Origin of the sequence: Bacillus sp. 17RED48, assembly GCF_019837545.1 — a bacterium.
GTDB classification, from domain to species: Bacteria; Bacillota; Bacilli; order Bacillales; family Bacillaceae_G; genus Bacillus_A; species Bacillus_A wiedmannii.
Window position 1 is genome coordinate 48,447 of sequence record NZ_JADAXG010000002.1, and the last position, 13,415, is coordinate 61,861.

A 13,415-nucleotide genomic window follows, 5' to 3' on the forward strand; every position below is an offset into this window, starting at 1 on the left:
GTAAATTTAATTGAGCTGAGCTAAACTGTAGGAAAATCGAGATGAGGCAAATGACACATGAGATACTTTAAAGGAGAACCATTAAAAAAAGATATTATTTTTAGTGGCCATCGGCTACTATTGTCGTTTTTCTTTAAGTTATCGCAATGTTTCTGAAATCTTGACAGAACGAAGAATTTCTGTTCATCTGACCACCATCATACGTTGGGTGCATGAATATGGAGATCTCATTTATCAAATTTGGAAGAAAAAAATAAATCCGCACATTCCGTATGGCATGTAGATGAGACCTACATCAAAGTCAAGGGGGAATGGTGTTATCTGTATCGTGCGATTAATTGAGAAGGGTACACCTTGGATATTCAACTTCGTAAAACAAGGGATCATCAAGCCACATATATGTTTATGAAAATGTTAGCGAAAGCTTTTGGAGAACCAACGGTTCTCACAACATACAAGGCTCCTGCCCTACTTTTTGCACTCAAAAAACTAAAAAATAACGGTTTTTATATGGATACAAAACATTACACTGTTAAGCATTTCAATAATCTCATTGAACAGGACCACAGACATATCAAACGACGTTTTGCCAAATGCGCAGGGTTTCAAAATTTTCGTCATGCTTCGCGTACAATCAAAGGCATCGAAACCATTTATGGTATATACAAACAAAAGAGAAGTCGCATTCCAGACTTCTCTTTTTCGACATACAAGGAATTACAGGAGTTATTCAGAACCGCTTAAACGATAACTATATTTTGTTGCAATTTTTTACTTTTCAAACTAAGGTACAGAACCCTTTGAATTGTTTCTGTACCTTAGTTTAACATTTTGTATTTTTTGTAAAACTCGTTCGTCTCATAAAAAGTATTCTCTATTTTATCCATATAGATTTTTCGGTTTGCATGTTGTAAAATTTAATTATTAAAAAATTCATAAATGCGTTCTTAAAATAATCTTTTCTGAATATTTAAAATATAATCATTCTAGGGATTATTTATATCCAGTCGAGCATTATCATTAATCTAGTACACTAAATACCTTTAAAAATGAATTGATCCCTCAAAAATACCGTTTGGTTGCAATTAATGATTGGGAAATTAACGAAAAATTCGGTTTTGAGCTTGTATATTCTAAATCTAAACAGGACGTATTACAACGAGCAATTGATATGGCAAGTGTAATTGCTAAAAAATATTGTGAAAAACCCGTTAAACAATAATTATATTATGTAGTGAAGATCATTCTATAGTAGGTTTTGAATTTTAGCTACGTTAATAAAAATATAAGCAATTATCTTCCTGATCCAGGAACAGGAATTTACATTCCTTCGAACATACATTATATTCCTGTTGGCGGTGGCCACTAAAAAATAACACCTACAGTATTGAAGTGAACCCGAATGGTGGTACATGAAAAAAACACCTCCTGAATTCGCATACTAAGTATGCAAATTTAATGGAGGTGTTTTTCGTTTGAAGACAAGAGTTCATTACCCAGAAGAAACAAAGTGGAAAGTCATTGAAATGAAGAAAGAAGGTTATTCAAATCGTACAATTATGGAGAAACTCGGAATTAAAAATGTTTCCCAAATTAAGACATGGATGAAATGGTATCGTACAGATCAAACGTATCGTTTTCAACAACCTGTAGGAAAGCAATATTCTTATGGAAAAGGACCGAAAGAGCTCAGTGAATTAGAACAGCTACGCTTAGAAAATAAACATTTAAAAACAAAATTACTTGTATGGGGAAAGTATCTAGAAATCGAAAGGGGTTGAAACCAGAAACTGTAGTTACTTTATGGAACGATTTAAGAACAAAACTAACGGTAAAAGAATTGTGTAACGTATTAGAATTACCCCGGTCCACGTTTTATCGTTGTTTACAACGAACGGAAGATCTAAAAGATGATATAGAAGAGAAAGTAAAGGATGTTTGTCTTCGGCATAAATTCCGATATGGATATCGAAGAGTGACCGCTACTCTTCGAAAAATGGGACTGTGTGTCAATCATAAAAAAGTATTACGAATCATGAGACAAAATCACATTCTTTCAAAAGTACGTCGAAAGAAAAAGAAATATATCAATGGTACGGAACCAATGGTAGCCCTTCATCGATTGGAGCGCCAATTCGATGCATCCAGACAAAATGAAAAGTGGTTTACGGATGTGACGTATCTCTTATTTGGAGAGCGTACCTTGTATGTATCAACGATCATGGATGCCTTTAATCGTGAAATTATTAGTTGTGTCATCAGCGAATCACAAACACTGACATTAGCGATGAAAACATTGAAACAAGCAATGAGAGGGCGAAAAGTAAAAGATGTCCTTCTTCACTCGGATCAAGGAAGTATTTATGCAGCAAAAGAATTTCAAACGTATGCCAAAGAAAACGGCATGATCACCAGCATGTCCCGGAGAGGAAATTGCCATGATAATGCCGTCATGGAAAGCTTCTTTGGTCATTTAAAAAGTGAAGCTTTCTATTCACAAAAGATAACAAAAGTATCCAACACAACTGTGCGAAAGATTGTGCTAGAATACATTCATTACTACAATTGTGTGCGAATTCAAGAAAAATTAAACCACCTATCCCCTAAAGAATTTAGGGAACAAGTGGTTTAGGTGTTTTGATTGGTGTCCCGTTTTCGGGGTTCACTTCATATTTGTAGGTGTTATTTTAATCATTTAGGCTTGTAAAATGTTACGTATTTTTTCTATACGTAAATTTGTAAACTTTGCAATATCTTCTATTGGCATTCCGTTTTTGTGCATACCACGAATAAGTTGCATTTTCCCCTTTTCAATCCCTTTTTGTTCTGCATAAGCAAACTTTGCGGCTTCATCCATCAACGCTTTCTCCCTTGCTTCATACTCTTGTCGGAAAGAAGAATCTTGGCTCATACGTTCCCATTTATTCATGGCTTTTTGTAAAATAGGGTCTTGGTTCATCGCAATATCCTCCAATGTTTGAGTTAATCGTTCATCTTCATTCGCTGGAAGTAGTAATAACCATCGAACAAACGAATCTTCCCAGGGATTTACTTTTTCATTACGCTAATGTTGCATTAATTTTGGAATTTCCACGATATGAATTTCAATATCATCACTTAACTTCTTTTGTTGTTGTTGATTCCATAGGATTCCTGTTGTATGAAATGCTTCATATTCTGGAAACATCACAAAGTTTAATAAATTAATCGTAATGGTTTTGTGAAGAGAACTATAACACATCCCCCTTTTGTAATTGAGATGTATATAATCTTCCCCAATAATACAGGCTTCTTTTAATCATATCATGATTATTATTCAATTGAATTTCCACATTTACCTTTGTTCCTGTATCTAATGTCGCTGAAATATCTAAAATTGATAATTTATCTTCTTCATGTTCTCGGTGCAAGTGTGGGTCTTCTAATTGTAACGAAACAATAGGTGATTCTAAAGAATCCTGTAACATCGCATTTAAAAAAGCAATCAGAATATCTTCATTTCCACTTGTGCCAAATAGTTGTTTAAAAGCAAAATCAATGCGTAAATTCACTAATTGTTGGTTGGACATGGGTTTTCCTCTCCCCATCTCATATGATGTTTTTCTTTCATTGTACATAAAAGAGCGCTTTACATGCAAATACGCCCTTATGTCAACTATATGGGATCATATCGTATACCACTAATATCAAGCCCTTAATAACGATCAGTTTATTTGGTTCTGGTTAGTCAATTTTAATAGTAATAACTACAAGGTTTTTTAGGTCAACGAGTGCATCAAATCCGTTTGTTGGTTCATCTAAGCGTACGAAACCTGTTTTCAAGCTCCTAAATACTATTCTGATTCCATGCATGATTTTCAATTAATTCCCATTCATCAAATGGAAGTAATGCCATTAAAATATCATCATCTTTATATCCTCCTTCTAATAAGTAATGAATATCTTCTTCCCTTGGATGAATCCATTCAGTTCCAAATGCTACTTGATTTTGAAATTTTTCTTTAATATGTGCTTCTAAAGCAAAAGAATAAGAATGACGAATCACTAATAATTTCCGAAAGTCAGGTGCACTATAACTACCCTGATTCTTAAGTTGAGAAAACCTCTTTTCCATATTAGAAGTACCCCCATTTTTAGCAGGTTAGTGTTACTATCACCACAAACATAAAAGTAATTATACCTCCTTTGAGATTCGACCCAATTTAAAAATTCTAAGGTTATAAATTGATTAAAACCTCTATGATGAAAAAAACGTTTCCCTCGAAAAACACGTTGCACAATAATTCCTTTGAAATTACTTAAGAACTCTAGGGTCTGTACATCTTTTTTCACTTTTTTTCTTTCTTCTTTTCTACCAACACATCGCCTGTCTTTAAGTTCCTTATAAGTTGAAAATGTTTAACAAAAGTACTACCTTTCCATCTTGTTCCGCCACTAAACAGTTTTCATATCTCAAATAATAAAGCAATATCACTTGTAAAATAACGGAAATAAAATTAAGGCATAGCAACAGGAAAAATTTACAGTAGTTGACCTATAAAAGATAAAATAAAATATTGCATAGAGGTGAAATACATGGATGAACAATTAGCAAATACAATTTTGGATCCGCTGAAAAAATGGTGAGATAAAGGAGTATGTTGTAACGAAGGATGTATTTTATACGTTTAGGAAAGTTGTAGTAAATCGAGAAAATTTTAAACATATTATTGGGAACGCACAACGCTGCGGACAGATAATTTATACATATTCAGAAACGCCACGTTCATAAATAGAAGATAAAGGGGAGAAGAATTATGGGCGATTTTAAACAAGGCATTTTACCGCATTGGGATTATATGTGGAAAGATAGAGCCAGAAATAGATGTAAGGGAATGGTTATAAACTTACTTATGATATTGCAAAAGTTTTAAAAGCACCCATTGAAGTGCTGTTTTGGTTTGAAGAATAAGTTAATTTTAGTGCAAGTAAGTAAACATTCCTATTAGGGGTACAGCCGCATGCCCATCAACTTAAGGACAGAAACTCCAAGTTTTTCCATTGATTGAAATGAAAAAACTTTTAAACAGTATAATCCTCTTAAAAATAAGCATACGAAATAAACCCTAACGGGTTTCATTTTTTTACTTATGCAGCTTTCTTTTGTTTTCCAAGTCCACTATACTCATAGATAACACCCATAATATCAAAGACAGTTTTTTTCTCATATCGATGAGATTTCCGGCCATTTTTCTGTAGTAGGGTAAACAGGCGGATTAAAACCTTTGTTATTACTTGGGGGTTTCTCTGTATTGCTTGATATAACAGCGATAGATGATCTTGAATCATCCCAATTGCTTTATATTCGCTTAGTTCTCTTTTGTGCTTTTGCAACAGAAGTTGGCGCATCTTAAACATCGTGGAAGAACAAATAAAAATAGCAATGAGTTTTCCATACACATGGCATTCTAATCGCTCTTGTTTGATAGTTTGCCAATGATGAATTTGAAATAGAGATTTCCACGTTTTAAATATGATTTCGATCTGCCAGCGAAGAGAGTAAAAATCATGGATTTGTTCCATCGGAACCACCTCCCAAGGCGTATTTGTAACATATATATTGATACCCGTTAATCGTTTACTCTTTTCTGAAAACGTAATCCCCTTTTTACTTTCGGTATAGCTTTATTTTTTTCTACGTTCCAGTATTTGTTCCTCTGTTAATCGGTAGATAATTACTCTTGTAAATAATCTTTGATTCTTGCCAATATACGACTCTTTTATTTCGTACGTTTGTCCTGATTTTAACGTGTGCATAATGTTCTCTAAATCAACTTGGATATACTGTGACTGTTTTTTGATTGTCCCATTTCGAAAGTATTCTGGAAATGGATTTTTCGTATAGACGGTATGGTTTAACTTAAGTCTTGATATATAGCACACGCCACGTTGATCCATTTGATCTAAGTCTTCTAATGAAAAATAGCCTAAATCACGAATACACAGATCACCCGGACGTAAGGTATCTAAACAATCTGTTCCAAATGTTTTATCATTATTTTTTCCTGGCCCTACCTGGAAGTTTAGAAACTGTCCGCTGTGTAAGTCATATTCTAATTGAATCTTGATACCTGCTGTTTGTGCACAACCACCTGACCCAGGATATACATGTGCTAAATGTTTCGGTACTTGGAAGATCGTCGCATCTAAAATACGGATTCGTTGAAAATACGTGAGTGCTGTACTTGAAATGACTGATGTTTTACAAAGTTTACTTTTCCATAATGCAGAAAAAATATATTTCAAAAATTCAACCGCTTTTTTATCAAAGCGTTTATTGAGTCCTTCTGGACTCATTAGAGTGCCTGTGGCTGCGTGTAATTGACTGCATAGTCAAACGAGAGAATCACTCGCTGTACGTTGACTGACCCAGATACATATGGTAGCTAATTCATTTCCTGAAAACTTTCGTTTTCTTTTTACAAAACCTAATTTTTTTGCGAGTTCTTCCAAAAGAGAAGGGGTTAAATGACGATACAGCTCTTCAGAAAAGAGTTGTAGTTCATCTTGAATCGAAAGATTCATAAAAAATGTCATCCTTTCTATCTAGCTTTTTAGAAAGAATAACTTTTTTTGACACTTGGGGGTAGTCTTATTTCTTAAGTTGATGGGCATGGGGTACAGCCGAGATACGTGTAAAAATAGTTCATAGGCTTACTTTTATTTTCATCTATGACCTATTGAGCTTATAGAGGGATCGTTTCTTCTATTGGCTGGGGGATTTTCTGTAAATCAATTACATAATCCCCAAAGCGTTTTATATGTCTAGTCATATAAGGACTTGGTCTTTCTAAATCTTGGCGTGAAAAGCGATAACCTTCTTTTTTTAGTTGCCATAAAATCATAGTGATATCTACTAAATTTTGAAAAATTACAGAATTGGTGATTAAATCATTGTATTTAATACGTTTTTCCTGTTCGATTGGATCGTTTTCCATAATAATACCATCGCCGCCAAAAAACAACCATTTTGAAAAACCATTATAGGCTTCTACTTTATTGGCACTAGCTGTAATTTGTTCACGTAATTTCATATCTGAAATATACTGAAGAAGGAAGATTGTTCTAATCACTCTCCCAAGCTCTCGAAACGCTTGATATAATCGGTTTTTCTTACTATTACTACTTAACTTTCTAAGAAGCGTCGAAGGTAATATTTTCCCCATCTTAATCGAAACACCCACTTGAAATAAGTCTTTCCAAAGTGTTTCAATTAACCCCCAATCAATTACATCTTTAAATAAAGGGTCTATATGTTTATAATGCGTATGTTTATCTGGACGGAAAAATTTTAAATCTTTCCAATTGCGAATTCTAGGCATAAGATGAGTTCCTAATAGATAGGATAAGGCAAATACAAGTGTCGATTGTCCTTGTGTATCAGCATGAATGGTATCTGGTTGAATATCAGATTTATTTTTTAATAGTCCATCAATAATATATACCGCTTCCCAAACACCACAGGGGATAAAATGACTAAAAAGAGCGATATAATTATCCGCAACATGATGATAGGCAAGCCCTCCATATCCTCCATAACGAATATGGTATTCTGATACTAAATTTTCTATATACATATCATGTTTTGTTCCATCAGCTGAAGCTACTTTTCCCGTTACCCATAATTTTGGTAAACTAAATGTATTATATTGATTCAAAACATCCTGAAGTGCCGCATTTAATTTCGGAATATGAATATGTCTACGATTCACAAACGAAAGCATGTGGGCTATAGTCGTATTACGCATATGTTTGGCTGTTTGCGTAGGTCCTAAATTACATCCATAACCAAATGTAGTAACAATATAACGTTCCGTTGGATTTTCTAATTTAGGATCCGATCCGGATAAGGGACCAAAATGTCTTGTCCAATGAGTCCAATGTTCTACATTACAAAGTATATCTAATACGGTTCGTTTGGGTAAACGTTGTATAATTTCTTTTTCTAACAATTTACTACTTGTAGACACATCTCTTCGTGCTAATCGTTTTAAAATAGGTTCTCCATCTTCTGTTATAATCACCTGGCCATTATCCAGATAATTTAAATCTACCGTATTAGCGACAGAAGCTAATGTGTGTTTTAGTTGCTTAACAAAATGAGTAGGAGATAAAAGAAAATTAAGTTCTTCACAATATTCCTTAACTAACGGTTCGCATTCTTCCCAAGACAGTAACTGTTTCCTATAATCAGCGTATTTTTCAGAACCTTGTACACTCACATCACCTGTCTTTAATTCTGAAGCTAAATAGGAAAATATACAGATTTCAAGACGTTTACGATACAATAAATTAGAATCCTTTCCAACTCGAAGAGTTTGTCTCCATTGCTCGTTTGCGAATGATAAATCAAGATTAGTAGGAAGGTGTTCTACTCTTCGATTTTCATTTTGCAACAAAAATTCTAAAGCTTTTATGAGCGAATCATCCTGAGTCGTTGAATCCGATTTTAATAATGAAATCAATCGAAATAAGGCTTTTCTATGACTGTTATAGAACTTTTCTAATAGAGGAAGATAGTTATTCCCGTTATACGAAGAAATAGCTAAGCAATCTTGTTGCAAGGAATCTATACCACCTTTTTCTTCAAACAACTCTGTTACTTTACTTCCTATTATGTTCGAATCATCATACATATGAGTCGTATGTAAAACTTGACTTAATATGGAAATAAGGTTTTCATTTAGAGAACGTTGCTGTTCTCGTAAAAGATTCAATTCTTCTTTTCCTCTTTTATGTATCCTTGCAATCCTGTTTAAAAACATATCTATTAAGTTATCTCTTGTTACAATTTGCGAACGATAAATAAAAGATAATAACAACATATACCTTTTGGCCATATGAAAGTCTTTTATTTCCGATGCTTCTGATGCAAAGTGTTTAATTTTAGAATTATGATTATTTTATCCTGGTTCTCATTTGTCACGTAACCGTTTGTTTCCGTGACAAATGAGAATGAAAGCTTAGACGAATGAAGGGGTTTTATCAAAAAACAACAAAACTTATATTTTTTTCCGCTATTACAGGGACAATTCTCATAAATATTTGCTGGTCGTTTAAATGGGAAAAATCCCTAATTCGAAGGGTTATTCTTTAAAAATTTCTGCAACAGAAACGTAAAAAGATAATAATTCTTATTTACACTTACAGTTTTTATGAAGATTTTGATTGTGATAATTAGTACAACCAGAATCATACGGACTATTTTGATCTAGATTATCATAATTTTGATTATACTGGTTATTATGACCTTGGTTATAATAATCATCATAGCTTGGATTATGCTGGCTATTCGAGCCTTGGTTATAGTTATCATCATAGCTTGGATTATGCTGGCTATTCGAGCCTTGGTTATAGTTATCATCATAGCCTGGATTATACTGGCTATTCGAGCCTTGGTTATAGTTATCATTATAGCTTGGATTATACTGGCTATTCGAGCCTTGGTTATAGTTATCATCATAGCCTGGATTATACTGGCTATTCGAGCCTTGGTTATAGTTATCATCATAGCCTGGATTATACTGGCTATTCGAGCCTTGGTTATAGTTATCATTATAGCTTGGATTATACTGGCTATTCGAGCCTTGGTTATAGTTATCATCATAGCCTGGATTATACTGGCTATTCGAGCCTTGGTTATAGTTGTCATTATAGCTTGGATTATACTGGCTATTCGAGCCTTGGTTATAATAATTATTATTGTAGCCTCGCGCACATGTATCACCTGTATTTTGCAGATATACTGTGTTTTCATTCATCGTTTCTACACTAATACCATTCAAATTTGTATACATTTCATTTCCATTGTGCTTCCTCCAACGTAGAAATAACTCATTTTTATCTTCCACAACAGTTATATATCTACCTTGTGCCTCTAAATTACCTCCGGAATATATATAAATACAATCGCCTTCATTCAAATTCAAAAATCGACGTTTCTGCATCATGTATTCCCCCTATTTTTTAGATGATTTATTATTTGAAAAATAACATTACATTGCTATAGAATAGCACTTTTCACTACACACTTTGTAATCTAAATCTTTGATTGGTTCCATTATTAAAAGGAGAAACTAATATTCGTGTTTCAGGACGTATATTGGAACCTTCAACAGTTAAAACTAAATTTCTATCTCTAAGACTTCTAAATATATATCCACCCTGATTAGGTTCTAAAATCCAAAACTGAGAAGCATCTCCATTAACTGGATAAGCAAATACATGATTCATACGAGGAGCATCCATAGATAAAACTAATCTTCTATCAAATAAATTTCTTATTAGATATGCATTTCTTTGTTGATTATATAAAAAAGCCCATTGTGCATTTCTCTGATTCACATCGTCCCATAAATGTACTATATTGCTAGAGCCTAAACGCATATCTACAAGACTGGCGTTGTTGAGCGTTGTTACAATTTTAAATTCATTATTTTCAATAGGGATAGTGTGAATGAGTTGTCTATGCCCCTGCCAATCATTACACCTTACAGAAAAAATTCTTAATTCATTTGGATAATGCTCTAAAATTAAATAGGTACGCTGCGATGCGCTTCCAGATAAAAAAACTGGTATCCCCCCTGCACTACCCATACGTCCTAAAGTGGTATGTAGATGCCCACCAAAAATTGCTACAACACCAAATTCTTGAAATAAATTGATATATGTTTGATTAAGTCTTCCAGTTTGATGAACATTTACAATAATGATTCTTCCTTCGTTTCTCGCTATTGCCAATCGGTTTCTTAACCAAGGTAAATTTTCACGTACATGCATAGATAAACTACGTGCATCCATAGTAGGATAATTATTTAACTGTATAGAACATATACGGTCAAAGTTAACAACATAAGCAAAACTTCCAACATAACGTACACCTTCTCGTGTAGAATCAAATCGATTCGATGGTACACGCGCTCTTACATGCCGGATTAAACTCTCCATTGAGGTAGCAAAACAATTATTGCTAGAACAATGACCGAAATTGTTTTCAATATCATGATTTCCTAAACCATAATAATAAGGTCTTCTTAATACCCCAAACAAACTATTCATTGTATTCCATTGGCGTTCTGGGTGCCAGATATCATTATGTCCAAATTCAGTAATATCCCCGTTGATAATGACAGCTGCCGGTCGATTAATTCGATTAGAATGCTCAGTATATGAATTAATATTTTCATATTGTTCACGTATTAATGCTTCTGAACGTCTACGCCTAGTTGCCCGATCTTCTGAATTTCCATTTTGACATGGTGATACATTTCGAATACTACATGGCTGAAATGGAGTACCATTCGCACCATCTGTACAATCAGACCAAGGATATTGAGGATCAGAAGTAAAAACTAAAGATTGTATCAAACTATTGAAACTAGTGGTAGTGGAATTTGAAATCTGCTGTTGATTTTTTTTCATCACATATCCCTCACTTTAGCTATATAAACTATTTTCAAAGAAAGGCTTATTTTAATATACTTTAATCCAAATAGTTCGGATCACAATTGCAATTTGGATACTTTTGATAATCGTACCGACCATTATTTGATAATCGTTCCACACTAATAAAGTCGATATTTGTATATACTTTATTCCCTTTTTCATTTCGCCAACATAAAAAAAAATCATTATTATCTTTAAATAAACCAATGTACATTCCTGAACCTTCCAATTTTCCAGCAGAATAAATTTGAAGTAGCTCGTATTCTTTAAAATTCAAAAATGAATGTTGTAGCATGATATAGCACCCCTTTTTTCACAAAATAAATGTATAATTTCCAAAACATATCTTAAGAAAACGATAAAAATCAATTCTGTGACCATTTAAATCATATGTTGGAAACGATCTTGTAATTCCAAATTTTTAATTTGCAACTAGAGGGAGTTCGACCTTCCAGGTACAGGCAGTTTTTGGGATGAAGCAAAAAGAGAAAAAAGAAGTGAGCAAAAAAATTATATGCCAACAGGAATCTATGTAAAGTCTAATGAACAGGTTACAATTACAGTATCAGGAACGCAAAAGATTAGAGCGATTATTGGGACACATCAATATGATAAAGAATGGGGAAAAGAAATTATATCCAAATAAACCAACACGTTTAGAATCAGAGGGAGATTATAATAGAGCCTTTGCATATTTAAAATAAACGAATAAAGAATATAAAAATATTGACGACCTTTTTGTGAAACTTGTTATGCTTTGGCAGCTTCATTTAGCATATGGCGATGATTTTTATCCAGATCTTCACAAACTATATCTAGAGCTACCAGAGAATCAACTCCCAAAAACAGACGAAGATAACATACAAGCATTTATTTACAATACATCGAAAGTAGAAAAATAAAATTCACTTCCATTTTTTGATAAATGAGGATTGAAGGCAACCCAAGAAACGAGATAAAAAGTAGAAGCTTTAAATAATCCAACATTAATTGCACCTATATGGGAAGCAACGGATGCTAAACCTTGCTGTATTATCAAAAAAATAATGAAGGCAAGTGCAAATAGTGAGGAATCATGGCGTGATCCAGCAAGTAACGCAATCGATGACAATCCAAATACAATTTGGCATAGTCAATGGAATGCACCACATCAATATCCATATAATTTAACGCTAAATCTCGGAAAAACACAAACCATCACTCAAGTAGCATGTCTTCCAAGGCAAGATTGGACAGAAAATGGTATTATTTTAAACTACAATATTTATACAAGCACAGATGGTTCCAACTATCAAAAAGTAACGTCTGGAACATGGGAAAATAATAGAGGGAAGAAAAATTTGCAACATTCGAACCTATTTCTGCGAAATATGTAAAACTAGAAGTAACGAACGGATTTAATGGGCATGCTTCAGCAGCTGAAGTAGATATTTTAGGTTATTAATTATTTACACTTATAAGTGAGCATATAATCGCAGAGTGGATTTTGAAATATTTTGAGAATCTACCCTGTGATTATTTTTTTTGCGTATTTCATGTTCTGTTTTTACTTTGTGATTTTTGATATAAAATTACGTGAATAAATTACAGTTATTACCAATAAAGTAGAAGTTTATAATGTTTTTTCAAAATGTTATAGATATAACTATGATTTTATGAAAACTAAAAAATGAAAGTTATCACTTTTTTTACACCAAAATTTAGAAAGGCTAAATCCTTATATGAAAATACACATAAAACGCTTTGGGGATTATGTGATTAATTTACAGAAGATTCCTTAACGATTAGAAGAAAAAATCCCTATATAAAACCCAATAGTTCATGATTTGGAAATAAAAGTAAGCCTATAGCCTATTTTTACACGTATCTCGGCTGTACCCCATGCCCATCAACTTAAGATTGAAAAAACTGAGCTTTTATTCAGCCGGATT

6 protein-coding genes and 9 pseudogenes are annotated in these 13,415 nt (G+C 33.3%); 7 read left to right on the forward strand and 8 right to left on the reverse strand.

The window, feature by feature from the left end; genetic code table 11:
* Positions 1 to 57: 57 nt before the first annotated feature.
* From ILT06_RS07045 to ILT06_RS07055, 3 genes and pseudogenes are all read left to right on the forward strand, one after another.
* Positions 58 to 744, forward strand: a pseudogene (locus ILT06_RS07045) (IS6 family transposase).
* Positions 745 to 1,075: 331 nt separating this feature from the next.
* A complete protein-coding gene (locus ILT06_RS33035; RefSeq protein WP_374452404.1) occupies positions 1,076 to 1,222 on the forward strand; it encodes a hypothetical protein in 147 nt (48 codons plus the stop codon).
* 253 nt (positions 1,223 to 1,475) lie between these two features.
* A protein-coding gene (locus ILT06_RS07055) for an IS3 family transposase (protein ID WP_222654966.1) occupies positions 1,476 to 2,632 on the forward strand; the annotation gives its coding sequence in 2 pieces (ribosomal slippage) (positions 1,476 to 1,728 and positions 1,728 to 2,632; 1,158 coding nt in all).
* A gap of 63 nt (positions 2,633 to 2,695) precedes the next feature.
* Here the strand turns inward: ILT06_RS07055 and ILT06_RS07060 are convergent.
* Both ILT06_RS07060 and ILT06_RS07065 read right to left on the reverse strand, forming a co-directional pair.
* Positions 2,696 to 3,569: pseudogene (locus ILT06_RS07060) on the reverse strand (Rpn family recombination-promoting nuclease/putative transposase).
* A 257-nt stretch (positions 3,570 to 3,826) separates the two neighbouring features.
* Positions 3,827 to 4,117: pseudogene (locus ILT06_RS07065) on the reverse strand (hypothetical protein); the annotation flags it as partial.
* A 458-nt stretch (positions 4,118 to 4,575) separates the two neighbouring features.
* On the opposite strand from ILT06_RS07065, the pseudogene ILT06_RS07070 reads away from it, so the two are divergent.
* A pseudogene (locus tag ILT06_RS07070) lies at positions 4,576 to 4,771 on the forward strand (abortive phage infection protein).
* A 108-nt stretch (positions 4,772 to 4,879) separates the two neighbouring features.
* Positions 4,880 to 4,951: pseudogene (locus ILT06_RS32865) on the forward strand (helix-turn-helix transcriptional regulator); the annotation flags it as partial.
* A gap of 176 nt (positions 4,952 to 5,127) precedes the next feature.
* Here the strand turns inward: ILT06_RS32865 and ILT06_RS07075 are convergent.
* The 6 genes and pseudogenes from ILT06_RS07075 to ILT06_RS07100 all read right to left on the reverse strand — a co-directional run bounded on the left by ILT06_RS07075 (position 5,128) and on the right by ILT06_RS07100 (position 11,779).
* A pseudogene (locus tag ILT06_RS07075) lies at positions 5,128 to 6,564 on the reverse strand (IS4 family transposase).
* Between the two features lie 161 nt (positions 6,565 to 6,725).
* A pseudogene (locus ILT06_RS07080) lies at positions 6,726 to 8,933 on the reverse strand (Tn3 family transposase); the annotation flags it as partial.
* Positions 8,891 to 9,082, reverse strand: coding sequence for an SEC-C metal-binding domain-containing protein (locus ILT06_RS07085; RefSeq protein WP_222655162.1), 192 nt, complete (start codon positions 9,080 to 9,082; stop codon positions 8,891 to 8,893). The pseudogene ILT06_RS07080 and the gene ILT06_RS07085, both read right to left, overlap by 43 nt.
* Positions 9,083 to 9,173: 91 nt before the next feature.
* On the reverse strand, positions 9,174 to 9,986 hold the full coding sequence (locus ILT06_RS07090) for a hypothetical protein (protein ID WP_261784480.1): 813 nt from the start codon (positions 9,984 to 9,986) through the stop codon (positions 9,174 to 9,176).
* A 76-nt stretch (positions 9,987 to 10,062) separates the two neighbouring features.
* Positions 10,063 to 11,460 carry an RICIN domain-containing protein gene (locus tag ILT06_RS07095; RefSeq protein ID WP_222654968.1) on the reverse strand — a complete coding sequence of 466 codons (1,398 nt, stop codon included), beginning with the start codon at positions 11,458 to 11,460 and terminating at the stop codon, positions 10,063 to 10,065.
* A 61-nt stretch (positions 11,461 to 11,521) separates the two neighbouring features.
* Positions 11,522 to 11,779, reverse strand: coding sequence for a hypothetical protein (locus tag ILT06_RS07100; RefSeq protein WP_222654969.1), 258 nt, complete (start codon positions 11,777 to 11,779; stop codon positions 11,522 to 11,524).
* Between the two features lie 204 nt (positions 11,780 to 11,983).
* On the opposite strand from ILT06_RS07100, the pseudogene ILT06_RS33255 reads away from it, so the two are divergent.
* Together ILT06_RS33255 and ILT06_RS07105 are read left to right on the forward strand one after the other, a co-directional pair.
* Positions 11,984 to 12,130, forward strand: a pseudogene (locus tag ILT06_RS33255) (M60 family peptidase N-terminal accessory domain-containing protein); the annotation flags it as partial.
* A pseudogene (locus ILT06_RS07105) lies at positions 12,108 to 12,928 on the forward strand (discoidin domain-containing protein); the annotation flags it as partial. The pseudogenes ILT06_RS33255 and ILT06_RS07105, both read left to right, overlap by 23 nt.
* Positions 12,929 to 13,415 lie beyond the last annotated feature (487 nt).

Coding starts and splice junctions, on each gene's coding strand:
- ILT06_RS07100 (WP_222654969.1), bottom strand. CDS start 11,779: ATGCTACAACATTCATTTTTGAATTTTAAAGAATACGAGCTACTTCAA.
- ILT06_RS07090 (WP_261784480.1), bottom strand. CDS start 9,986: ATGCAGAAACGTCGATTTTTGAATTTGAATGAAGGCGATTGTATTTAT.
- ILT06_RS07095 (WP_222654968.1), bottom strand. CDS start 11,460: ATGAAAAAAAATCAACAGCAGATTTCAAATTCCACTACCACTAGTTTC.